We start from the raw sequence: 21,166 nt of genomic DNA, 5'->3' as shown, positions 1-21,166 counted from the left end.
ACCTGCGGCGTCTCAACGTCAAGAAGCGGGTTCGTTCAACGGCTTGGCGACGACGGCTTGCTGGCGCCGATCGCCGCGCCGAAGATCTTTGCTCCGGGCAATCACGCTTTGCGGCCGGCATTCCGCTCCGTGAGGCTTGGAGCCGGTGAGCCGCAAGCGCCCTGTCTGCATGAGGAAGTGATTTCCGGCACGCATGTCATCGCGCTCGATTACAGCATTCCCGGTCGTATCCCCGGCGCCCTGGCGAGGACCAGATCGACTTCCTGAACGATGCCCTCTCCAAGAACACGGACCTGCCCAAGCTGGCCGGCTGCCACCATCCGCCGCATCTCGACGGAACCGAGGCGAACTGGCACAGCCTAGACCCGGCCAGCACCAAGAGGCTCGAAGCGGTTCGCGGCAGGAAGGTTCTCGCGATCCTCTCCGGCCACGTCCATTTCGACAGCGTGATCCACTGGTACGGGATTCCGGTGATCATCGGGACGGGACTGCACAATGCAGTCGACGTCACGTTCCGTTCGGGCCTGCAGGTGGTCGACGGCATGGGTTTCACCCTGTGCCGGATTCGTCCGAGCGGGCTGACGCCATCTTCATGCCGCTGGCGAGAAGCCGCCAGCAGCTGATCATCCACGACATGGAACGGCTAAACGCCATCGATCGGCAGGCGGCATCGCGTTCAACCGAGAAACAACACCGCCTTCATATGGACGCGATTTGCCGCGCGTAGTCTCTGCCCATCGGTAGAATGGCGGACAGCTCTCATGAATCAGACGCCCATCAGGCTGCTCGACGCCTGCGAGGAGCTGCTGTGTCGCGTCGACAGTGTCGACCAGTTGACAGCGCGCAGGCTGGCCAGCGTGGCCGGGACCACGCCTTCTTCCATCAGCTACCATTTCGGCTCGCAGGAACGTCTGATCATCGCCACGGCGGAGCGCGTCTACAAGCGGCTCAACGCCGAGCGGCTGTCGATGCTCAACGCCGCCACGCAGAAATCCTCCCCAAATCCGCCCGCGGTCGAAGACGTCATCGCGGCTCTTGTCGGCCCGTCGGTTCGCTGGAGCCTGGAGCCCAACTCCAAATACCGTGTCCTGGTCCATTTCACCTCGATGTCGCAGCGCAGCCAGGATCCGGAAGCCTACCGGTCCGTGATTGAAGGGATCGAGCACCACCAGGTATTCATTCACCAGTTCCGGGTTCTGGCGCCGTGGCTCAGCGAAGCCGATATCGGGTGGCGCATGAGCTGCGCGCTCGGCATTCGCTCCCAGGTGACGCGATCCCGCCTGCGCAACGAGATGCTCACCGCCCATACGATCGATTTTTCCGATGCCGAGCAGGTCATCGCGCGCATCGTCGAGGTCGTGGCGCCCATGTTCCGGCGCGCATCCTGACCCGGGGCTGCCAGAGTCGTCGTTTTCCACAGTATCGAACAGCGTTCGAAGACCGTCACGCAGCGTATATGACGCGCCGCTAGAGATGCCCCCGTAGCTGAAAAGCGACGACAAGGCATCAGACCGTGGCATCGATACACATCTCCAGCGTCCATAAGCTCTACGGGTCCACCCCCGCCGTCCGCGGCATCGACCTGATCGTCGAGAATGGCTCCTTCATGGTCATTCTCGGACCTTCAGGCTGCGGCAAGTCGACCCTCTTGCGGATGATCGCGGGCCTCGAGGACATCACCGCCGGCGAGATTTCGATCGACGGACGCGTGGTCAACGATGTGGAGCCTGCGCGGCGCGGTTGCGCGATGGTCTTCCAGAATTATGCCCTCTACCCGCACATGACGGTTGCGCAGAATATCGGCTACGCCCTCAAGGTCGCTGGGATGCCGCGTGCGGAGCGTGACGAGAGGGTGCGCCGCATCGCCGGCACGCTGGGTCTGGAGTTGCTGCTGCACCGCAAGCCGTCGGAGCTTTCCGGTGGGCAGAGGCAGCGTGTCGCCATGGGGCGCGCCATGGTGCGCTCGCCCGGCATCTTCCTCTTCGACGAGCCCCTGTCGAACCTCGATGCCAAGCTGCGCATCCAGATGCGGCTCGAGATCAAGCGGCTGCACCGGGAACTGCGCACCACCAGCGTCTTCGTGACCCACGATCAGGTCGAAGCGATGACGCTGGCCGACAAGCTCGTGGTCATGAATGATGGGCTGATCGAACAGGTCGGCAGCCCCGCCGAGGTCTATCGGCGGCCCAACAGCCGCTTCGTGGCCAACTTCCTCGGTTCTCCGCCAATGAATTTCCTGCCGGCTGTCATCGATCGCGAAGGTAGCGCCTGTCTGGCAGACCGCAGGATGCCCTGGCCGCAACTGCGCTGGGACCTCGCCGAAGGCACGGCCATCGAGATCGCCTTCAGGCCGAGCGCTGCCCGCCCTGTCACGGGCGCCACCGCCGCCGGCATCCTGCCTTTTGAAGCCGAGATGATCGAGGACCTCGGCAGCGAGATCCATCTGCATGGCGCGGTGGCCGACACGATCGTGGCGGTGGCCCTGCCGGCGGGGACCGTCCTGCCCACCGTGCCCTACGGCATCGCCATAGCCGACGAAGCCGTCCACGCCTTCCTCGCCGTGAATGGCAGCCGGGTAGATCCGCTTGTGATTCCGGCCATCGATACAAAGACAATTGGAGCTGACGCATGTCGCGAGAAATCACTTTCGTCCATCTGACGGACCTGCACATCGGCGATCACGAAACAGACGACCATCTGTTCAGCGATACCCGTGAGACGCTCGACAGCATCCTGCGTCTGCTCGCCGGCATCGAACCCCGACCGCGTTTCCTGGTGGCCAGCGGCGATCTTTCGAACCGCGGCGATGCGGCAAGCTACATCCATCTCAAGAAAGCCATGGCTGCGCTCGACCTGCCGGTCGTCTATGCGCTGGGCAACCACGACACGCGGGAAGGTTTCTACCGCGGAATGGTCGGCCGCGATTACGATCTCGATGCACCCTTTTGCCATGATCTGGTGGTCGATGGCATCCACATCATCACGCTCGATTCCAGTACGCCCGGCTACATTGGCGGCAGCATCGAGCCGGAGCAGTTCGTCTGGCTTGCCGAAACGCTGGACCGGCATCTCGACCTGCCGAAGCTGATCGTCTCCCACCATCCGCCGTCGCTTGGCGAGGATCCCGATCCCGCCCACTGGCGCACCATCGTCCACGAGCACTCCCGGCGGCTTGCCGACATGCTCAAAGAGCGCAACGTGCTCGGCATCCTCAGCGGCCATATCCATCACGACCGCGTGTCGAACTGGCACGGGATTCCCGTGGTGGTCGGTACCGGGCAGCACGCAGCCAGCGACATCCTCAAGCCGAACGTGCTGCGCATGGTGCGCGGCTCCTCTTTCGGGCTGGGCACCATCCGCAAGAGCGGCCTGACCATGGCCTTTGTTCCGCTGCCCAGCGACCGGGCTGAACTCAACGTCTACCCGCTGGAGCTGATGCGTCAGCGGGCCGCGCCGGTGAAGACCGCCGCCGAATAAGCTCTCTCAAGCCGAAAAGGACCAATCCCATGATCCGCAGACAGTTTCTCAGCCTTGCACTCTCAACCTGCTTCGTCATGGCAGGCGGCTTGAACGGCGCCAGTGCCCAGATGGCCGACAGCATCGATGAACCCGTCACCATCTCCTTCTATAACTACAATCTCGCCTCTGCCGGCCTCGGCCGCGAAGCGACGCTCGAACTGATCGCCGCCTTCGAAGAAGCCAATCCAATGGTGACGGTCGAGCCGATCGCCGTTCCTTCGAACGAGGTCCTGAGCCGGGTTCAGGCCGATATGGTCGCCGGGCAGGACGTGGGCGTTGCTCAGCTCGTCTTCCGCGATCTCATCTATGCCGCCGAGCAGCTTGGCGCGCAGCCGCTCGAAGACGTCGCGGGCGAGGAACTCGCCGCTCATGCCGAGGGCTTTGTGCCCAACGGTCTGGCGCTCGGTGAGGTGAACGGCAAGACCTATGGCCTCGCTTATGTCTTCTCCACCCCGGTGATGTTCATCAACCGCGACCTCTTCCGCGAGGCCGGCCTCGATCCCGATCAGCCGCCCCGCACCTGGGAAGAGGTCAAGCAGGCCGGCATCGCGATTGCCGAGAACACAGGCAAGCACGGTTTCTTCCCCGGCGCCTACGGGCCGATTGACGGCACGTTTGTCTATCAATCCATCGTCATGTCCAATGGCGGCAAGGTGCGTGAGGGCAACCGTCTGACATTCGCCGATCAGGACCAGGCCGACGCGGTCGCCATGCTGCGTGACCTGATGGACAGCGGTGCGCATGCGCGCATCGACGTGGCTGCCCACATGGACACGTTCCAGTCCGGAAATCTCGGCATGTTCCTGTTCACCTCCGCTGTTCTTAGCCGCTTCGAGCAGGCAGCTGAGGGCAATTTCGAGCTCGGCCTGGCGGCGATGCCCAGCTTCGGAGACAAGCCGACCGCACCCACCAATTCGGGCTCGGCGATCTTCATGTTCTCCGAGGATCCGGCAAAGCAGCGTGCGTCATGGGAACTGATGAAGTTCCTGACCTCCAACGAAGCCTACACGACGATCACCTCCAAGATCGGCTACCTGCCGCTTCGTCCCGAGGCGATCGAGAGCGAGCGGTATCTCAAGGGCTGGCTCGAGGAAAATCCGAAGTTCCAGGCCAATATCGAGCAGCTCGATCGGCTGACGGCGAACGTCGCTTTCCCCGGCCCCAACTACCGGCAGGTCGAGAACATGATGAAGGAAGCCGTGACCGAGGCGGTCTTCGGCGACGGCGATCCCTATGAAGTGCTGCGTACGGCACAGGAGACTGCCCAGCCCCTGATGCCTGCCGGCCACTGATCCTTCTTGCGCGCCGGAGCTTCGGCTCCGGCGACCACTTTTTCGAAGATCGTCATGAACACAGCAATCCCCGCTCAGCAGCAGATTCCCCGCATCCTCCCAAGGCTGCGGTTTCGCCATATCGAACCCTGGCTCTACCTGGCCCCGGCCATAGCCGTTGTGATGGTTTGGACCTATCTGCCTCTGTTGCAGGCGTTCGAACTGTCCTTCTACCAGTGGAATATGTTGCCCCGGTCCGAGCCGCTCTATGTCGGCTTCGACAATTATCGAAACCTCCTCGGGCTGCCGGACATGCAAGCGGCGGTGCTCAACACGATCTCCTACACGATCGGCCTCCTTCCTCTGTCGGTGGGCATTCCGCTTGCCGTCGCGCTTCTGACAGGGGGGCTCAGCGGGCCGCTGCGTAACCTCTATCGGACGCTGATCTTCGTGCCGATGATCGTGGCTCCCATCGTGGCTGCCATTCTGTGGCGCTGGCTCCTCAACGATGATCATGGGCTGGTGAATGCCTGGCTCAGTGGGCTGGGCTTCGAGACCGTCGGCTTCCTGCGCGATCCGAAGGTGGCGCTGTGGACGCTTGTGTGGGTCACCGGATGGAAGCTGATGGGCTTTTCCACGTTGCTCTTTGCCGCCGCCGACAGCGCGATCAACCCGAGCTATGTCGAGGCGGCACGAATGGATGGCGCGAGCCGCTGGCAGATCGTCCGCGACATACGCCTGCCGCTCCTGTCGCCGACTATCCTGCTGTTGACGATGATGACCATCCTGTTCGGCGCGCAATGGAGCTTCGTCTATATCAATGCCCTCACCGGCGGCGGGCCGCTCCGTTCGACCACCAACGTCTATTACGTGATGTGGGAATACGGCTTCAAGACGATGGCAGCCGGCTGGAGCACGGCCGCGGGCATGCTTGTCTTTGCCGTGTTCGGGGTGACCGCACTGGTCTGCCTGGCTCTCATGCGGAGGCTTGCCGTCTATGATGAATGATGCGCGCGCGGGCCGCTTTTTCGCCCATGGCGTGATGATCACGCTGTCGCTGCTGGCCATCTTTCCGGTCTACTGGATGGTCCAGACATCCTTCAGGCCGGAGAACACGGTGTTCTCCACAGGGCTGTTTCCAACTGCGCCAACGCTCGACAACTACCGGGCAGTGATCGAGGCAATGCCGATCTTTCGCATTATCTGGAACACCTTCGTCATGGCCGGAGCCACCGCGATCGCGCAGGTTGCGACGGGGTTGCTGGCAGCCTGGGCATTGGTTCGGTGGCGCTTCCCTGGTGGACGGCTTGTCCACTCGCTGATCGCGCTTTCCTGGCTGGTGCCGTTCCAGGTGGTCATGATACCCAACTATGTTCTGGCCACGCGGCTTGGCCTTCTCGACAGCCTCGCCGGTCTGGTCATCCCCAATGCGGCGGCGGCCATCGCAGTCCTGGTGATCTACAATGCCATGCGCGGCTTTCCCCGCGAGGTGGTGGAGGCCGCACGCATGGACGGCACTTCCAGCCTGCGGACACTGCTGGAGGTGGTGTTGCCGAATATGCGGGCGCCACTTGCCTCGGTGGGCATCCTCTGCTTCATCTCGGCCTGGAACGACTATTTCTGGCCACTTCTCCTGATCAGACGCATGGAGAATTCCGTCGTGCAGATCGGCCTTCAGTTCTTCATGACGCAGGAAGGCAACGACTGGGGCCTGCTGATGGCCGCAGCCACGCTTGCGTCCTTGCCGATCCTGATCCTCTACCTTGTTCTGCAACGCCAGATCGTCGACTCCTTCATGAAATCGGGTATCCGCTGATGACCGCAATATTCGAGCGCCACATTCACCTGGAAGGCGCTTTCAACGTCCGCGATCTCGGCGGCTATGCGATCGGCACTGGCGGTGTCACGCGCTGGCGCTCTATCCTGCGCGCCGATGGCCTCCACGAGCTGACGCCCGGCGATATCGAACGCCTCCTGGAGATGGGTCTGAGAACGGTGATCGACCTGCGCAGCCCGGTCGAACTCGAAAACCAGCCAAGCCCATTCCACGTTCATGAGGCGGTTCGCTACAACCACGTTCCGCTCTTTTCGGAACTGGCCCCGGTGGATCTGTTGACCAGGGGGCCCGGCATGTTCGATCTCGCCGCGCGCTATGTCGACGCCGCGGACCGCTGCCGCCCTGCCATGGGCCGTGTGCTCGCGGCGGTCGCCGATGCCGATGAGGGCGTGGTTCTGTTCAACTGCAGTGCCGGCAAGGACCGCACCGGCCTGGTGGCGGCCATGCTCCTGTCGCTGGCCGGCGTCGGCCACGACGAGATCGTCGACGATTATGCCCTGACCGGCAGTGTCGCCACCCCTCTTCTGGACAGGTTGAGGCAACAGGCAGTTGCGCGCGGTCTTCCCGACGACGTGGCCCTAAGGCTGCTGTCCTGCGAGCCTGCCACCATCCGTTCACTTCTCAGTCACGTCGACGAACGATACGGCGGGTTCCGGACATACTTCGATGATGCCATGGCCGCCGAACACATGAACCGAGTTACCGAACGGCTGACATAGCTGTTGCAAACCGATCGACAGAAGCGACGTGCGGGACCGTTTCGAGCCGTCGATTTCGGATGCGCTGTTGGCGTGAGCGAGGCGCGATACACGGCCACAGACCTACCGTGCCTTTAATGAACCGAGCTTCCGGGTCGGAAAGGGGCGACGATCCGCGGCATCGAATGGTGACATCACAACCCCACCGCTTTAGCGTTTTCCCAATGGCATTAGGGCGAACACGAGCATGTAGTCTTGAATGGATATCCCGGTGTCGGAACGCTCACGATCGGCCGTGAGCTGGCGACCTTGATATCAGGCCGCCTCCTCGACATTCATACCGTTTACAATGTCGCGTTCGTGCTCACTGAATTTATCGTCAACGGCACAAAAGGGTCGAGCGCGCCCGTACCGATCGCCAATCCGAATGTCTCGAAAGTCTGCAACCGAGATCTGCGGCTTCGTTTCATCGCAGGCAATGTCTGCTTACGGTAAGTGACAAAAAAAGCTGGGCTCTACCGTCGACATTCCGGCGCGTTGCAGGCAGGCAGCCCTGGGGCCGTCTGCTGACTGTCCGATCTGGCCGAAAAACAGAGTAAGCAGCCGTTCGGCAGCCGCGCCACCCCGGCCATGCGGATGAGGATACCTATTCGCTCCAAACCTGGCCTTGAAACTGACGCGGTGTCGACTGCTTCGCGCGAGGCCGAGCTCTATGTATTGTGCGTGCGGAGGTTTGGCCGAACTCTTGCAACGTCACTCGGCGGCCCGCCGAAATGACGCTTGAATGCGGTCGCGAAGTTTGCGGCGCTCGAGTAGCCGGACATGAACGCAGCCTCTTTGATCGTATACTCGCCCGCAGCGAGCGCGTCGCGCGCGAACTCGAGCTTGGCCCGGCGGATTTGCTCCACGACGCTGATGCCGTAGGCCGTCCTGAACAGGCGCTGCAGGCTGCTCGGACTCATTCCGGCCTCACGCGCGATCGCTTCCACGCTCGGCCACATGTTCAAATTCGCATGGATGAAATCGTGAGCCCGCCGCAGGCGCGTGCTGTCGCGGGAAGAAAGATTGAGCGGCTTCCCGGGCAATGCCGCATCCCGGCCCGTTGCGGATGTAAGCGCCTCGGCCACGATCTCGACGGCCGCGCTTTCGACCAGCAGCTGGTCCAAACCGGAGGGTGAACCGCCGAGCTGCAGGATCCGTTCGACGAGATAGGCCAGCCGCCGGCCCGTTTGCCAGCTCCGCGCATCAAGATGCGCTCTCAGCGCTGCGTTGATCGCGCTGCGGTCATCCACCGACGCCAGCCCGTCGCGGTCGAGCCATTCCGGGGTGGCCGAGACGACGAGATGCCTGATCCGCTGCCGGCCGGGCGAACAGCGCTTGAAACTTTCCGGGCGCACGCTGGGCAGCAGCAGTCCCTCCCGCAGGCGGCCATCGCCCCTGAAGTGAAAGCCCTGTTCACCGATCTCCACGTCGACATCGCCGTCAAGAAAGAAGATGCAGGACAAGCCTTCATGCTGCGACGACAGCGCGGTGAAACCGGCCTCCTCGAACACGTCGCTGGCATGCACGGTCAGGCCGCGCCGCAGCTCGCGATGCCAGAAATAACCGCGAAACAGGGCGTCATCGAGCGAGGCGAAGCCCTCCCGGCTTTCCAAGGTGATGCCCGGGCGGCGGACCAGGTCGCCGACCCGCATCACCGCGCCTTCCACTATGTCCACGCCGCCGTTCCCCACCTGTTTCGACCCCGCTTGCCTCTCGCGCAAACGAATTTGGCGCTGCCGCAAAGGCCGGGGCGTTGCGTTGCTCACGGCCCCTGGCTACGACAAGCGCTTAAGATGACCGTCTTAATCAGGTTTACGGCAGGGGTCTACCGTTTTGCGTACAGGCAGCACATTCATCGGTTTTTCGCTCGGTCTCGCGGTGCTGTCGGGCAGTTCGTGCCTGACGCCTGCCGAGGCTCAGGAAGGCACGACGCTGCTGCAGCGTCTGGTGGTCGAAGGAGAGGGTGACGAGCCGGCCAAGGGCCCCGATACGGGCGTCGTTGCCAAACGCAGCGCCACGACCCTCAAGACCGCCACGCCGCTGATCGAGACGCCGCAGGCAGTCAATGTGGTCACGCGTGACCAAATGGAAGCCCAGGGCGCCCGGTCGGTCTCCGACGCGCTGCGCTACACGCCGGGCGTACTCTACGAGCCCAATGGGCACGACATCCGCTACGACTGGCTCTACATCCGCGGCTTCAACGCGCTGGGCACGATGTGGCTCGACGGCCTGATGCTTCCCGGCGATCCGGTCGGCTACGCGCTGCCCTCCATCAACCCCTATGCGCTGGAGCGCGTGGAAGTGATCAAAGGTCCGGCTTCGGTGCTCTACGGACGCGCGCTTCCTGGCGGGCTGGTCAACCAGGTGAGCAAGCGTCCGCAGGCCGACACGCAGCGCGAGATATCGCTGCAGACCACGGCTTTCGGCGGCGTCCAGGGCGCGGTGGACGTGACCGGCAAGTTGACCGAGGACGGGCAGTTCCTCGCGCGCTTCGTGGGGCTTGCCAAGAACCTCGGGACCCAGATCGACCATGAGCGGGATCGGCAGATCATGCTGGCACCGAGCATCACCTGGGCGCCATCGGACGATACTTCGCTCACCGTCTACGGCTACTATCAAAAGGACGACCCAATCTTCAGCCCTCGTTTCTATCCGGCACGCGGCACACTGCTGCCCAACCCGTTCGGGCAGATCCCGCGCGACGTTTTCCTCGGTGATCCGACCTGGGGTTCCTTCACGCGCGACTTCTATGCGCTCGGCTATGAGTTCGACCATCGCTTCAACGAAACCTGGACCGTGCGGCAGAACCTTCGCTACGCGGCCTCCGACCAGCATATGGACCTGGCGCTGGTGAACCCCGCCTTTGCCTATCCCTTTCCCGGCACGCCGACCGGCTCGTCACTCAATCGCGTGACTGCGGTCTCTGACGACCAGCTCAGTTCCTTTGCGGTCGACACGCAGGTCGAGGCGAATTTCGATACGGGCGCGTTCCAGCACACCGGGCTCTTCGGCATCGACTACAACGCGACGAGGTCTGAAAGGGCCTTCGGCAACTACGGTGTGGGCGTCGCTCCGATCGACTACCTCGACCCCGACTACGGCTTTGGCTTTCCCACCGCGCCGGTGACCACGTCCATCCGGCAGAACTCGCGGCAGCTCGGCTTCTATGCGCAGGACCAGATCCGCTACGATCGCTGGATCGGGACCTTCGGATTGCGCTACGACATCTCCGAGATCGACAGCCTGAACCGGATAAGCGGCGCGGCCACCACCAACAACGACACCGCGCTGACCGGTCGCGCCGGCCTGACCTATCTGTTCGACAACGGCATCGCGCCCTACGTCAGCTATTCCACCTCGTTCCTGCCGACGCTCGGCGCGGACCGGTTCGGCCGGCCATTCGAGGCGCAGAAGGCACGCCAGTTCGAGGTTGGCGTGAAGTACGAGCCGACCGGCGCGCGCGGCCTGATCAGCGTTTCCTATTTCGACCTGCAGATCGAGAACGCCCTGACCCCGGACCCGGATGTCGCAAACGCTTCCGTCCAGACTGGCGAGCAGCGCGTGCGCGGCATCGAGATCGAAGGCAAGTACGAGGTTACCCCGTCGCTCGACATCATCGCCGCCTACGCCTACTCGGACTCGGAGGTGACGCGCTCGAACAATCCCGTCGAGCTCGGCCGCGAGATGCTGCGCCTTCCCCAGCATCAGGGGGCGCTTTGGGTCAACTACCGGCCCCACTACATACCGGGTCTTTCGCTGAGTGCAGGCGTGCGCGCCACGTCTTCCTATCAGAGCGATGCGGCATACAACCCGCTGTTGCGCATCCCCGCCCGCACGTTGGTCGATATCGGCGCCGAGTTGGATTTCGGGGTGCTGAACGAAGAGCTCGAAGGCTCCACATTGCGGGTGAACGTGACAAACCTTTTCGACGAGACCTATGTGACACACTGCCTCAATCTCACCGGAGGCAGCTGCAACTATGGCGCGGGCAGAACGATAACGGCGAACTTGACGTACAGATGGTAGGCGGGCTTGCAATCTTTCAGCGGGCCGCCAGGTACCTGGCGACCCGCATGCTTTGTGGATGGTTCGCGTTGGTGACAATCATTGCGTCAGTGGCCATTGCGCCGGCGGGCGCGGTCGAGATCGCCGACGTCCTTGGCAGGAAGGTGACGCTCGACGCACCGGCCAGCCGCATCGTGATGGGCGCCGGACGCCAGCTGCCGGTGCTCGGCCTGCTGCATCCCGACCCTGCATCGCTCGTGGTCGGCTGGCGCGGAGACTTCAAGCTGGACGGCGCGCAATACGGCGCCTGGGCGGAAAAATTCCCGCACATCGATGCGATTACCGTACTCGGCGGCAATGCCGCCAACGGGCTCCCGGTGGAAACGATCGTACAGCTTCAGCCGGACCTCGTGGTACTTGATCTGTACGATTCGAGCGCGGCTGCGACCAGGCGGTCCATGGACCTGCTGGAGCAATTGGAGATCCCGGTGCTGGTCGTCGATTTCTTTTCGCATCCGCTGGAGAATGCTCTGCCCAGCCTGCGCATGCTCGGGCAGGCGATCGGCGCCGAGGATCGCGCCGAGGCCTTTGTCGCGTTCTACAATTCCCGGCTCGAGCGGGTGAAGTCGCGCCTCGCCTCCGACGACCTGCGCCCGCCGGGCGTGTTCATGCACGTTCACGCCGGCGGCATGCCGTGCTGCCCGTCGCCGGGGCGCGGCGTGTTCAACGACATGATCGCGCTTGCCAAGGGCCGGAACGTCGCGCTCGACCATATCAGCGGCCTCTATGGCGACATCAGCCTAGAGCAGCTGATCGTCGACGATCCGGAGATCTACATCGCCACCGGCGGCGCGCATCTGGCGGCGCGGGGCGGCCTCGTGCTCGGGCCCGGCGTAACGCGTGAGGAGGCGGACGCCTCCTTCGCTAAGCTGCTCGCCACGCCCGGGCTGTCGCAGCTGACGGCGGTCAAGGAAGGAAATGCCTTCGCGCTCTGGCATATGTTCAACGACACGCCGGCCCACATCGCGATGATCGAGTTCCTGGCGAAGCTCTTACACCCGGAACTCTTTGCCGATATCGATCCGCAGGCGACGATCGACGCCATCAATCGAGAATTCCTGCCGGTGCCGATGTCCGGAACGTACTGGATCGGGCGATGACGGAGCTTGCCGCAGGGGCCGCGGACGAGGGGCAGGCGCTGCGCGGCTACGCTCGGCTAAAGCGGCAGCGCCTGCTGCTGATCGGCCTCCTCGCTGCCTGCGGGGTCGGGGTTTTCCTCCTCGACCTCGGCACGGGACCTGCCGGCATTGCACCGCTTAAGGCGCTCTCCGCGCTCGTGGGTCTTGCGGACCCGCCGCCCGCGCAGGAAGTCATCCTCTGGCAGTTGCGTCTGCCCGTGGCACTGATGGCCATCCTGGTCGGGGCGTCGCTGGCGCTCGCCGGAGCGGAGATGCAGACCGTGCTCGCCAATCCATTGGCCGAACCGTTCACGCTGGGCGTCTCCAACGCCGCAGCGCTCGGCGCGGCGCTCGCCATCGTGTTCGGGCTGGGCGGTGCATGGCTGCCTGCCAACTTGACGATCGCCGGCAACGCCTTCCTGTTCGCCGCGGGTTCCTTGCTGCTGATCCAGCTCTTGGCACGGCTGAGCGACGCGGGGGCGGAGACGCTGGTGCTGTTCGGCATCGCCCTCGGCTTCACGGCGAGCGCCCTTCTGTGGCTCGTCCAGTACATGGCTTCGGCGGACGCGCTACAGCAGATCGTCTTCTGGAGCATGGGCAGCCTCACCCGCACCGACTGGACCGTGCTGCCCATTGCTGCAGCGGTTCTTTGCATCGTCGCACCATTCTCGCTTGCCGCGGCGTGGAAGCTCACCGCGCTGCGCCTGGGCGAGGAGCGGGCTATCAGCTTCGGACTCGACACGCGCCGCCTGCGGCTGATGGCGCTCGTCCGCGCCAGCCTGCTCGCCGCCACCAGCGTCGCCTTCGTCGGCGTGATCGGCTTCGTCGGCCTCGTCGCGCCGCACGTCGCGCGCATGCTGGTGGGCGAGGACCACCGCTATTTCCTTCCGGCAAGCCTGATCACCGGCGCGCTGACCGTCTCGGCCGCCTCGATCGCCACCAAGCTCATCGTCCCCGGATTGATGCTTCCGATCGGAATCGTCACAGCCCTGGTGGGCTTGCCGGGCTTCGTCTGGCTCGTTCTGCGACGGCACAGGCGGGCGCGATGAGGCCGAACGAAGACGCACTTCTGGTCGGCGGTCTCAACGTCGCCTACGGGCGCCGGCGCATCGTGCAAGACCTGACACTGCCGCCGATCCGGCGGGGCCAGGTGACGGCCCTCATCGGCCCGAACGGGACGGGCAAGTCCACCGTGCTCAAGGCCCTTGCCCGCGTGGTGCCATCGGACGGCGATCTGCATTTCGGCTCGGCCGACCTGCGGCAGCTGTCGCCGCGGCAGCGCGCCGCGATGATCGGCTACATGCCGCAGGTGTTGCCGCAAGGCACGGAGCTGACCGCGCTGGAGAGCGTCATCATCGCATTGAAAGCAGGCGGCGAGGCCGGCAACCTAGAACGCCGTGCTGTGGGCGTGGTCGAACGACTCGGCATCGCCGAGCTTGCACTGGCACCGCTCGACCGGCTGTCGGGTGGAGAACGCCAGCTCGTCAGCCTCGCGCAGGCGATCGCGCGCGACCCGGCCATGCTCTTCCTCGACGAGCCGACCAGCGCGCTCGACCTTGGGCATGTTCACCAGGTGATGCGCCTCGTGCAGGCGTCTGCCCGCAACGGTGCCGCGGTGGTGATCGTGCTGCACGACCTGGCACTCGCGGCGCAGTGGGCGGACCGTACGATCGTGCTCAAATCCGCACGGCTGCACAGCGCCGGCGCGCCACGTGACGTTATCACGCCCTCGATGCTGGCTGACGTTTATGGCTTCGCGGCGAGCGTCGAGCATCTCGGCAAGAACCTCTTCATCGTCCCCGATCGCGGGGCGCCGGCCGACGCCCCGCGATCCCTCTCATGACATCCGGAGTACAGCCGTGAAAACAGCCAGCGCGGTCGTCACGCTCACAAACCCGGTCTCGGTTCTGGAAGCATTACGCACGCATCTGGCCGAGCATGAGCTCGTGGTCGAGTTCGACGGACAGGTGGCCAGCGCCAATCTTCCCTCAGGCCACGCGACCATGCGGATAGAGGCTTCCATGCTTGAGCTGGAAGTGCGGGCCGCAAGCGAGTCCGGCCTTGAGGACGTGGCGAGCTTCCTTGCCTCGCATGTACTGGAATTCGCTCATCCGGAAACGCCGGTCATCCGCTGGTCGGGTTTCCAGCCGAGCGGCACATTCGCTGATTTCCGCGAGATGAAGGTCGTCGGCGTGACCGAGCTGACGCCGCACATGCGGCGGATAACCCTTGCCGGAACGGACCTCAGGCGCTTCGCGACGGACGAGAACCTGCATGTGCGCCTGTTCTTCCCGGCGCCCGGCCAGCCGCCGGTGTGGCCGACCCGCGGCGAGGACGGTCTGGAGCGGCACATCGAGCCGGCCAGACAGCCTGCCGTCCGAAAATATACGATCCGGCGCATCGATCTTGTCACAGGGACGGTCGACATCGACTTCCTGCTGCACAGGGATCCCGGCACCGGCAGCGACTGGGCCAAGAATGCGAAGGAAGGCGACATGATCGGCATGGCCGGGCCCGGCGGGCGAGGCGCACAGCCGGCAGACTGGCTGCTTCTCGTTGGAGACGAGACGGCATTGCCGGCGATCGCACGCATTCTCGAAGGGCTCGCACCCGGCACGGAGGGCATGGCGCTGATCGAGGTCGAGAGTGAGGCCGACAAATTGCCACTCACTCACCCTCGCGGCTTCGAAATCCGCTGGTTGCATCGAGCAGCCTGTGCGGAAGGACTGGCCGCCGCCGTCAGCCGCATCCGCGTTCCCACGCATCGCAAGCACTTCTGCTGGGCCGGCGCGGAGTTCGAGACGATCCAGACGATCCGGCGATACTGGAAGGAGGAGTGCGGTGTCGCCAAGTGGAACCAATTGGCCGTCCCCTATTGGCGAAGAGGACGCCCCGAAGGCGAATAGGAAGGCTGGTCCGGAATGGACCAACCATCTCCTTTGGGTCGAAAGCTGGCCACCTGCTTGGCAGGATGGAGCCAGCGCGAAGCGGTCGTTCCGCTGATGACCTGCGACCGGTCGTTGACTATGATGCTTCACTTCAAACAATGGACCTGATGCAGACGAGATTTGAAGCATTTCTCTCCGACGAGGACGAACAACATGCCCTACGAACTGCGACCTGTCCGTTCTCCGGAAGAGTGGCATCACCTGCACCACATCAGACGTACCGTTCTCTTCACACCCGAGCGGCATTCAGTTGACTATGATGAGAACCACCCCGACGACCGCGTAGAGGGGAATGTACCCTTTCTGCTTCTCTTCGATGCTCGTCCAGTAGGTGTATTCCGCCTCGACCTGCGCGGAGAAGTAGCCATCGTCCGGCTGGTTGCGGTCACTGAAAGGGAACAAGGCAAAGGCCACGGGAGGAAGCTGAACGCTCTGGTCGAGGCCGAGGCGAGGCAACGGGGTGTTAAAACGCTGCGTGTCAACGCCGCTCCAGAGGCGCTCGGATACTATGAGAAGATGGGTTGGCAGTGCACCAATTGGGATAAAAGTGAGCTGATCGGGTTCGCCAAGGACTGCATCCAAATGAGCAAAGAACTTCGCTCAGCGTAATTTTCCGCCCTTCTGCCACCCGGTAACGGCCGGCTCTCATGAGATCTTCGGAGATTGGGCGGTCAACAGGACGTCTGCCATGCCGATTGTTACCCAGCATCAGATCAGCCCTGCCGGGTGACTTCTGCCCGCCATGCCCCTGCTGTGGAGGGCGCATGATCGTGATCGAGGTGTTCGAACGATGGAGGCAGCCGCGCGGACCCCCGGGGCAAAACAGCGACGAACCCGGAGAACGCCCCATGACCTGGCATGGCATGCTCCAGCGTCCAGCCGCAGGCACTCAGCTTACGGCAACGGACCCACGCGCGTCCACGGTGATCATCGACGCCGACAGAGCCGCGACCGTTGTCGCGTCGAGCCAACAATGCCGCGCAACTGGAAGACGAGGCGGCCCGCCTGCACCCATCCCGACACCTCCCGGCGGAAAGTCCCTGCTGCAGTCTGAGAAACGGAGAACTGTTGCCTATCTCTGTTTCACCCGAGCGTGCACTCCACTATGTCTCTAGAATGAAATGTAACCCATGTGCCCGGAACAGACCCGCCGAGAAATGGTACGGTTGGGTGGGTTCGAACCACCGACCTCAGGAGCCACAATCCTGCGCTCTAACCAACTGAGCTACAACCGCATACCGTGCGACGACCGCGCCAGCGTCCTTACGGGCAAATGATCGCATTTTCAAGAGCAATGCGCCACCCGGCGGGAGACTTATTGGCGCATCCGGCGAAAACGCCACTCAAGAGCCGACGGCGTCGTTGCTTGGCTGGGATTCCCGGCGCTGCAGGAAACCCAGGGCCAAAAAAGAAAAGACCGGGGGGAGGAGCCCGGTCTTTTCACTAGGGGTCGGCGGGAGGAGGAGGAGCCGACCCGTGTTCTCGCGAACAACGCGCATATAGGGGTTTATGTTCCCTTGTTCAGCGCGACCGTTCGTCTCAGGCAGCGGTCTGCTTGAGCGTCTTTTCGAAGACGTCCTTGACCGGCTTGGTGACTTCGGCGGCGGCCTTCTGCGAGATCGCCTGGAAATCCCTGGCCTGCTCAAGGCCGAACTCGAACTGCTTGCGCAGGAAGGAGCTCTGCAGCTCGATGACTTCCGACAGGGTCTTGGCGCCGACCAGCGCTTCGAACTGCGCGAAATTGGCTTCGGCGCTGGCGCGCATGGCGGAGATCGACTTCAGCGCGAGCTCATCGCTGGCGCCCTTGGCGGACTCGAAGGAATTCTCGAAGGCCTTGCGGGCATCTTCGGCGCCGGTCTTGATCTGGTCGAAGGCCTGCTTGGTCTGCTCGGCGCTCTTTTCCGTCAGGGCGCGGAACTGCTCGGTAGCCTTCGAGGCGTCGAAGGTCGGGAATTCGGTTTCGGCGGTTTTGCCGGCGGAGGTGTTGCCAGTGGTCTTGCTCATGTCGATTGTCCTCGTCAGTGTTGCGCCTGCCTTGCGGGCAGGCTGGATTTGAACCAAACTTGACCCCTATATAACGCACTCTATGGTGCATTGCAATATTTAATGTTGCACTGCACCATTTGCGCCCGGGCGATTAACCAAGGCTGCAATTCGGGCGGTGTTGGCGGCGGAGTTTGTGGACGCGGGCGCGGCGTGCTTCTATTAACGAGTGGTTAATCGCGGGCCCTCCCCGCAAGACTGGTTGGTACGGTTTTCATGGCTTCGGCTTCCTATGCGTTTCTAGATATTGCCGTGCTCGACGCGATCCGGGAGCGCTTTGCCAAGGGCGATGCGCTGGCGGTGCTTTCGCCGGATCTCGACGAGGTGCTGTGGGCGAATGGCGCCGGCGCGGCGCTGGTGGGACACGACAGGATCGAAGCGGCCATCGGCGCGCCGCCGCGGCTGCCCCCCGTCGCCCTGCGCCAGCTACAGGGCGCCGCGCGGATGCCGGAAGCCGGAAAGGAGCGCCCGGTCGGGCTGCGGATGACGTCGGGGCTGAAAAGCCGGGTCGTCAACGTGCTGGCCTCGGCGATCGTCCTGCCGCGCGGCGAACGGGCCGTTCTCATCGCCCTGCCCTTTCAGGCCGAGGATGCCAATGCCGCGGTGATCGAGGGCTTCGACGAGCCCGGTCATTTCGCGGGGCTGCTGGACGGCGAAGGAAACATCCTTGCCGCTTCCGAGGGTTTCGGCGGCCTCAACATCGACGAGGCGACCCTGCGGGCGCTGGTGTCGGAGGTGCGCGGCGAGGACGACCGGCTGGTAAAGAAGCGGATAGAAGGTAACGGCAGTCTTTTTCCCGCCGGGATCGCCCGCCTGACCGAGGATCCCGCGCGCCACCTTCTGGTCGTCGTCGACGACCGCCCTGCCCCTTCCGACGAGGCGGCGGCACCCGGCGCCGCGCCGGAAGCCGAAGTGGCCGGAGCGCCGGCCGATGAGGCCGAGCCGGAGCGGGCCGAGCCGGAGCCCCCCCGGCCGGAGGAACGGCCGGCCGACGTCGAGACGGCACCGGAACCCGCGCCTGCCGCGCTCGAAGACCGCACCGTGCGCTTTTCATGGCGGACCGACGCCGAAGGCCGGTTTTCGGCGCTGTCGGAGGAATTCGCCGAGGCCATGGGCGCGCCGGCGGCCGACATTATCGGGCGGCGCTTCCGCGATGTCTCCAATATTTTCGGCCTCGACGAAGAAGGGATCATCGTCAAGCTTCTCGATCGACGGGAGACCTGGTCGGGGCGCACCGTCATGTGGCCCCTGTCGGGAACGGAATTGAAAGTGCCCGTGGATCTGGCTGCGCTGCCGGCCTACGGGCGCGACCGCACATTCGAAGGCTTTCGCGGCTTCGGCATCATCCGCCTCGGCCAGGCGGTCAAGGACCCGGAGAGGATAGGACTGGCGCTCGTAAAGACGGTTCCGCCGGAACAGCCGCCGGAGGGACAGCGGGCAACGGCGCAGGAAGCGGCAGCGCCACAGCAAGGCCAGCCGGAGGATGCGGCACAGCCTGCGGCCGAACCGGAGGAGAGGCCGGAGCCGGTGATCGATCCGTTTCTGGGCGAAACACCGGCGCTCCACATTTCGCAAAGCCCGGAAAGACGGTCCAGCGACAAGATCATCCGGCTGGCCGAACTGCGCGACAGCGGCCTTTCCGCCAGCGAACGCCTGGCTTTCCGCGAGATCGGCGACAGGCTGCGGCGGGCGAGCGACGCCCTTGCGGAACGTGCGAAAACCGATCCGGCATCGGAAACGCTGGACACCGGCGCCGGCCGTGGCGGACAGACGTCCGCACAGGAGCCCTCGCTGGACACCGAAGCGGGATTGCGTCCGGTGAACGACGATATTCCCGCGCAGCCGCCGGAGGGCGAGGCCGAAGGCAGCGCTGCCGGCATCGACAGGGCGGACGAGCCTCGGCCGGAGGACGCGCATGGCGGCCCGACGGCAGATGCGCATGCGGAACCGGCCGAGCCCCCGCAGGCCAGGCCCTTGCAGACCAAGAACGGCGGCGACCAAGCGGCGGCCCTGCCGCCTGAATTCACGCCCTCGGCCTTTGCCGGCGGCGCCGGCGAAAAGGCCGATATCGCGCTCTTTGCCGCCCTGCCCTTGCCCATACTGGTGCACTCGGGCGACCGGATGCACTACGGCAATCCGGAATTCTTCGCGTTCACGGGCTATCGCGATCTCGACACGCTGGCCGCGCAGGGCGGAATGGAGGCGCTGTTCGACGAGCCGCAGGAAGCCGGCGGGGAAGGCCGGCGCGCCAGCCTGAAAATCCGCAAGGCGGACGGCACCTCGACGCCGGTCGAAGCGCATCTTCAGTCGGTCTCCTGGGGACAGGGCAAGGCGCTGATGCTGGCGCTGAAGCCGGCGCTGCCGGAACCGGAGGCGGAGCCGACCGGGGCGGAACAGCGCGAGATCGAGGCGCGGCTGGTGGAAATGCGCGCCATCGTCGACACCGCGACCGACGGCATTGCGGTGCTCGACAAGGACGGCAACATCCGCTCGATCAACCGTCCCGCCGAAGCCCTGTTCGGTTTTGACGCCGAGAATGTAACGGGCAAGCCGTTCACGACGCTGTTCGCCATCGAGAGCCAGCGAACGGTGCAGGACTATGTTAGCGCGCTTTCCGACCACGGCGTGGCAAGCGTGCTGAACGACGGACGCCAGGTGATCGGCCGCGAGGCCAAGGGCCGCTTCATCCCGCTGTTCATCACGATCGGACGGCTGCCCAACGACAGCGGCTATTGCGCCGTCCTGCGCGACATCACTCAATGGAAGCGCGCCGAGGAGGAGCTTACCCAGGCGCGGGCGCAGGCCGAACGGGCATCTTCACAGAAGAGCGAGTTCCTGGCGCGCGTCAGCCATGAGATACGCACGCCGCTGAACGCCATCATCGGCTTTTCGGAGCTCATGGTGGACGAGAAGTTCGGGCCCATCGGCAACGACCGCTACCGCGACTATCTGCGCGACATCAAGCGCTCCGGCAATCATGTGCTCGATCTGGTGAATGACCTTCTCGACATCTCCAAGATCGAGGCCGGGCAGCAGGAGATGCATTATGAGGCGGTTTCGCTGAACGAGGCGCTGGGCCAGACGGTGGCCATGATGCAGCCTCAAGCCAATGGCGAGCGCGTCATCATCCGGTCCAGCTTCGCATCGCGCCTGCCCGAGGTGGTGGCCGATCTCAGGAGCGTCAAGCAGATCGCCATCAATCTCCTGTCCAACGCGATACGCTTCACGCCGGCCGGCGGCCAGGTGATCGTTTCGACGGCCTATAATTCCGACGGATCGGTGGTGCTGAGGGTGCGCGATACGGGCGTCGGCATGAGCGCGGCCGAACTCGACGAGGCGCTGAAGCCGTTCAAGCAGATCAACACGCTGAAGCGCAAACGGGGCGACGGCACCGGGCTGGGGCTGCCCCTGACCCGCGCCATGGTGGAAGCCAACCGCGCCCGCTTCACCATCCAGTCCAAGCCCGGCGAAGGGACGCTGGTCGAGGTGGTTTTCCCGCCGACGCGCGTGCTGGCCGACTGAAAATCGCAGCCAGCGGGGCAATAGTGGAGTTTTGTAGTTTAGAATAATTCTAAACTACTGATTTTGTTGCGCTTCTCTTGACCCATGGGTGAATTTCTCCCAT

Annotated in this window: 18 protein-coding genes, 1 tRNA gene and 1 pseudogene; 17 read left to right on the top strand and 3 right to left on the bottom strand. The window is 64.0% G+C overall.

Going from position 1 to position 21,166, the window contains the following annotated elements; all coding sequences use genetic code 11:
- The first annotated feature begins 57 nt into the window (after positions 1-57).
- The 9 genes from NTH_RS14585 to NTH_RS14545 all read left to right on the top strand — a co-directional run bounded on the left by NTH_RS14585 (position 58) and on the right by NTH_RS14545 (position 7,820).
- Positions 58-267, top strand: coding sequence for a hypothetical protein (locus NTH_RS14585; protein WP_338530687.1), 210 nt, complete (start codon positions 58-60; stop codon positions 265-267).
- Positions 268-761: 494 nt separating this feature from the next.
- Entirely contained in the window at positions 762-1,388 is a 627-nt protein-coding gene (locus NTH_RS14580; RefSeq protein ID WP_338530686.1) for a TetR family transcriptional regulator, read from the top strand.
- Between the two features lie 125 nt (positions 1,389-1,513).
- Complete coding sequence (locus NTH_RS14575) at positions 1,514-2,659, top strand: ABC transporter ATP-binding protein (protein ID WP_338530685.1); 1,146 nt, start codon at positions 1,514-1,516, stop codon at positions 2,657-2,659.
- Positions 2,629-3,477, top strand: coding sequence for a metallophosphoesterase (locus NTH_RS14570; protein WP_338530684.1), 849 nt, complete (start codon positions 2,629-2,631; stop codon positions 3,475-3,477). The genes NTH_RS14575 and NTH_RS14570 overlap by 31 nt, the downstream gene beginning before the upstream one ends.
- Positions 3,478-3,506: 29 nt before the next feature.
- On the top strand, positions 3,507-4,811 hold the full coding sequence (locus tag NTH_RS14565) for an ABC transporter substrate-binding protein (protein WP_338530683.1): 1,305 nt from the start codon (positions 3,507-3,509) through the stop codon (positions 4,809-4,811).
- A gap of 54 nt (positions 4,812-4,865) precedes the next feature.
- Positions 4,866-5,798, top strand: coding sequence for a carbohydrate ABC transporter permease (locus tag NTH_RS14560; protein WP_338530682.1), 933 nt, complete (start codon positions 4,866-4,868; stop codon positions 5,796-5,798).
- Entirely contained in the window at positions 5,791-6,606 is an 816-nt protein-coding gene (locus NTH_RS14555) for a carbohydrate ABC transporter permease (RefSeq protein ID WP_338530681.1), read from the top strand. The genes NTH_RS14560 and NTH_RS14555 overlap by 8 nt, the downstream gene beginning before the upstream one ends.
- Entirely contained in the window at positions 6,606-7,346 is a 741-nt protein-coding gene (locus tag NTH_RS14550) for a tyrosine-protein phosphatase (RefSeq protein WP_338530680.1), read from the top strand. Before NTH_RS14555 ends, NTH_RS14550 begins: the two co-directional genes overlap by 1 nt.
- 234 nt (positions 7,347-7,580) lie before the next feature.
- Positions 7,581-7,820, top strand: a complete 240-nt coding sequence (locus NTH_RS14545; RefSeq protein ID WP_338530679.1) for a hypothetical protein — start codon at positions 7,581-7,583, stop codon at positions 7,818-7,820.
- 215 nt (positions 7,821-8,035) lie between these two features.
- Here the strand turns inward: NTH_RS14545 and NTH_RS14540 are convergent, their stop codons facing one another.
- Positions 8,036-9,043 (bottom strand): helix-turn-helix transcriptional regulator, encoded by a 1,008-nt coding sequence (locus NTH_RS14540; RefSeq protein WP_338530678.1) that lies wholly within the window; start codon positions 9,041-9,043, stop codon positions 8,036-8,038.
- Positions 9,044-9,200: 157 nt separating this feature from the next.
- Between NTH_RS14540 and NTH_RS14535 the strand changes: the two genes are divergently transcribed.
- The 7 genes and pseudogenes from NTH_RS14535 to NTH_RS23145 all read left to right on the top strand — a co-directional run.
- Positions 9,201-11,393: a TonB-dependent siderophore receptor gene (locus NTH_RS14535; RefSeq protein WP_338530677.1), complete on the top strand. Its 2,193-nt coding sequence runs from the start codon at positions 9,201-9,203 to the stop codon at positions 11,391-11,393.
- Between the two features lie 89 nt (positions 11,394-11,482).
- Complete coding sequence (locus NTH_RS14530) at positions 11,483-12,532, top strand: ABC transporter substrate-binding protein (protein ID WP_338530676.1); 1,050 nt, start codon at positions 11,483-11,485, stop codon at positions 12,530-12,532.
- Positions 12,529-13,599 (top strand): FecCD family ABC transporter permease, encoded by a 1,071-nt coding sequence (locus NTH_RS14525; RefSeq protein ID WP_338530675.1) that lies wholly within the window; start codon positions 12,529-12,531, stop codon positions 13,597-13,599. The genes NTH_RS14530 and NTH_RS14525 overlap by 4 nt, the downstream gene beginning before the upstream one ends.
- On the top strand, positions 13,596-14,393 hold the full coding sequence (locus NTH_RS14520) for an ABC transporter ATP-binding protein (RefSeq protein ID WP_338530674.1): 798 nt from the start codon (positions 13,596-13,598) through the stop codon (positions 14,391-14,393). The genes NTH_RS14525 and NTH_RS14520 overlap by 4 nt, the downstream gene beginning before the upstream one ends.
- 16 nt (positions 14,394-14,409) lie before the next feature.
- The gene (locus NTH_RS14515) at positions 14,410-15,456 is read left to right on the top strand and encodes a siderophore-interacting protein (protein WP_338530673.1); all 1,047 of its coding nucleotides are present in this window, start codon (positions 14,410-14,412) and stop codon (positions 15,454-15,456) included.
- A 195-nt stretch (positions 15,457-15,651) separates the two neighbouring features.
- Positions 15,652-16,107, top strand: a complete 456-nt coding sequence (locus NTH_RS14510; RefSeq protein WP_338530672.1) for a GNAT family N-acetyltransferase — start codon at positions 15,652-15,654, stop codon at positions 16,105-16,107.
- Positions 16,108-16,220: 113 nt separating this feature from the next.
- A pseudogene (locus NTH_RS23145) lies at positions 16,221-16,350 on the top strand (IS91 family transposase); the annotation flags it as partial.
- Between the two features lie 306 nt (positions 16,351-16,656).
- Here the strand turns inward: NTH_RS23145 and NTH_RS14505 are convergent.
- Together NTH_RS14505 and NTH_RS14500 are read right to left on the bottom strand one after the other, a co-directional pair.
- Positions 16,657-16,733: transfer RNA gene (locus NTH_RS14505), tRNA-His, on the bottom strand.
- Positions 16,734-17,037: 304 nt separating this feature from the next.
- Positions 17,038-17,502: a phasin gene (locus NTH_RS14500; RefSeq protein ID WP_338530671.1), complete on the bottom strand. Its 465-nt coding sequence runs from the start codon at positions 17,500-17,502 to the stop codon at positions 17,038-17,040.
- Positions 17,503-17,757: 255 nt separating this feature from the next.
- Between NTH_RS14500 and NTH_RS14495 the strand changes: the two genes are divergently transcribed.
- Positions 17,758-21,063: a PAS domain S-box protein gene (locus NTH_RS14495; protein WP_338530670.1), complete on the top strand. Its 3,306-nt coding sequence runs from the start codon at positions 17,758-17,760 to the stop codon at positions 21,061-21,063.
- The last annotated feature ends 103 nt before the right edge of the window (positions 21,064-21,166 follow it).

The organism is Nitratireductor thuwali (assembly GCF_036621415.1).
Lineage (GTDB): Bacteria > Pseudomonadota > Alphaproteobacteria > Rhizobiales > Rhizobiaceae > Chelativorans > Chelativorans thuwali.
This window is presented reverse-complemented; position numbering and strand designations above follow the sequence as displayed.

What these genes read in the sequence shown, in the direction of transcription:
- NTH_RS14580 (WP_338530686.1), top strand. Translation starts at nt 762, where the DNA reads ATGAATCAGACGCCCATCAGGCTGCTCGACGCCTGCGAGGAGCTGCTG.
- NTH_RS14570 (WP_338530684.1), top strand. Translation starts at nt 2,629, where the DNA reads ATGTCGCGAGAAATCACTTTCGTCCATCTGACGGACCTGCACATCGGC.
- NTH_RS14565 (WP_338530683.1), top strand. Translation starts at nt 3,507, where the DNA reads ATGATCCGCAGACAGTTTCTCAGCCTTGCACTCTCAACCTGCTTCGTC.
- NTH_RS14560 (WP_338530682.1), top strand. Translation starts at nt 4,866, where the DNA reads ATGAACACAGCAATCCCCGCTCAGCAGCAGATTCCCCGCATCCTCCCA.
- NTH_RS14555 (WP_338530681.1), top strand. Translation starts at nt 5,791, where the DNA reads ATGAATGATGCGCGCGCGGGCCGCTTTTTCGCCCATGGCGTGATGATC.
- NTH_RS14550 (WP_338530680.1), top strand. Translation starts at nt 6,606, where the DNA reads ATGACCGCAATATTCGAGCGCCACATTCACCTGGAAGGCGCTTTCAAC.
- NTH_RS14525 (WP_338530675.1), top strand. Translation starts at nt 12,529, where the DNA reads ATGACGGAGCTTGCCGCAGGGGCCGCGGACGAGGGGCAGGCGCTGCGC.
- NTH_RS14520 (WP_338530674.1), top strand. Translation starts at nt 13,596, where the DNA reads ATGAGGCCGAACGAAGACGCACTTCTGGTCGGCGGTCTCAACGTCGCC.
- NTH_RS14510 (WP_338530672.1), top strand. Translation starts at nt 15,652, where the DNA reads ATGCCCTACGAACTGCGACCTGTCCGTTCTCCGGAAGAGTGGCATCAC.
- NTH_RS14500 (WP_338530671.1), bottom strand. Translation starts at nt 17,502, where the DNA reads ATGAGCAAGACCACTGGCAACACCTCCGCCGGCAAAACCGCCGAAACC.
- NTH_RS14495 (WP_338530670.1), top strand. Translation starts at nt 17,758, where the DNA reads ATGGCTTCGGCTTCCTATGCGTTTCTAGATATTGCCGTGCTCGACGCG.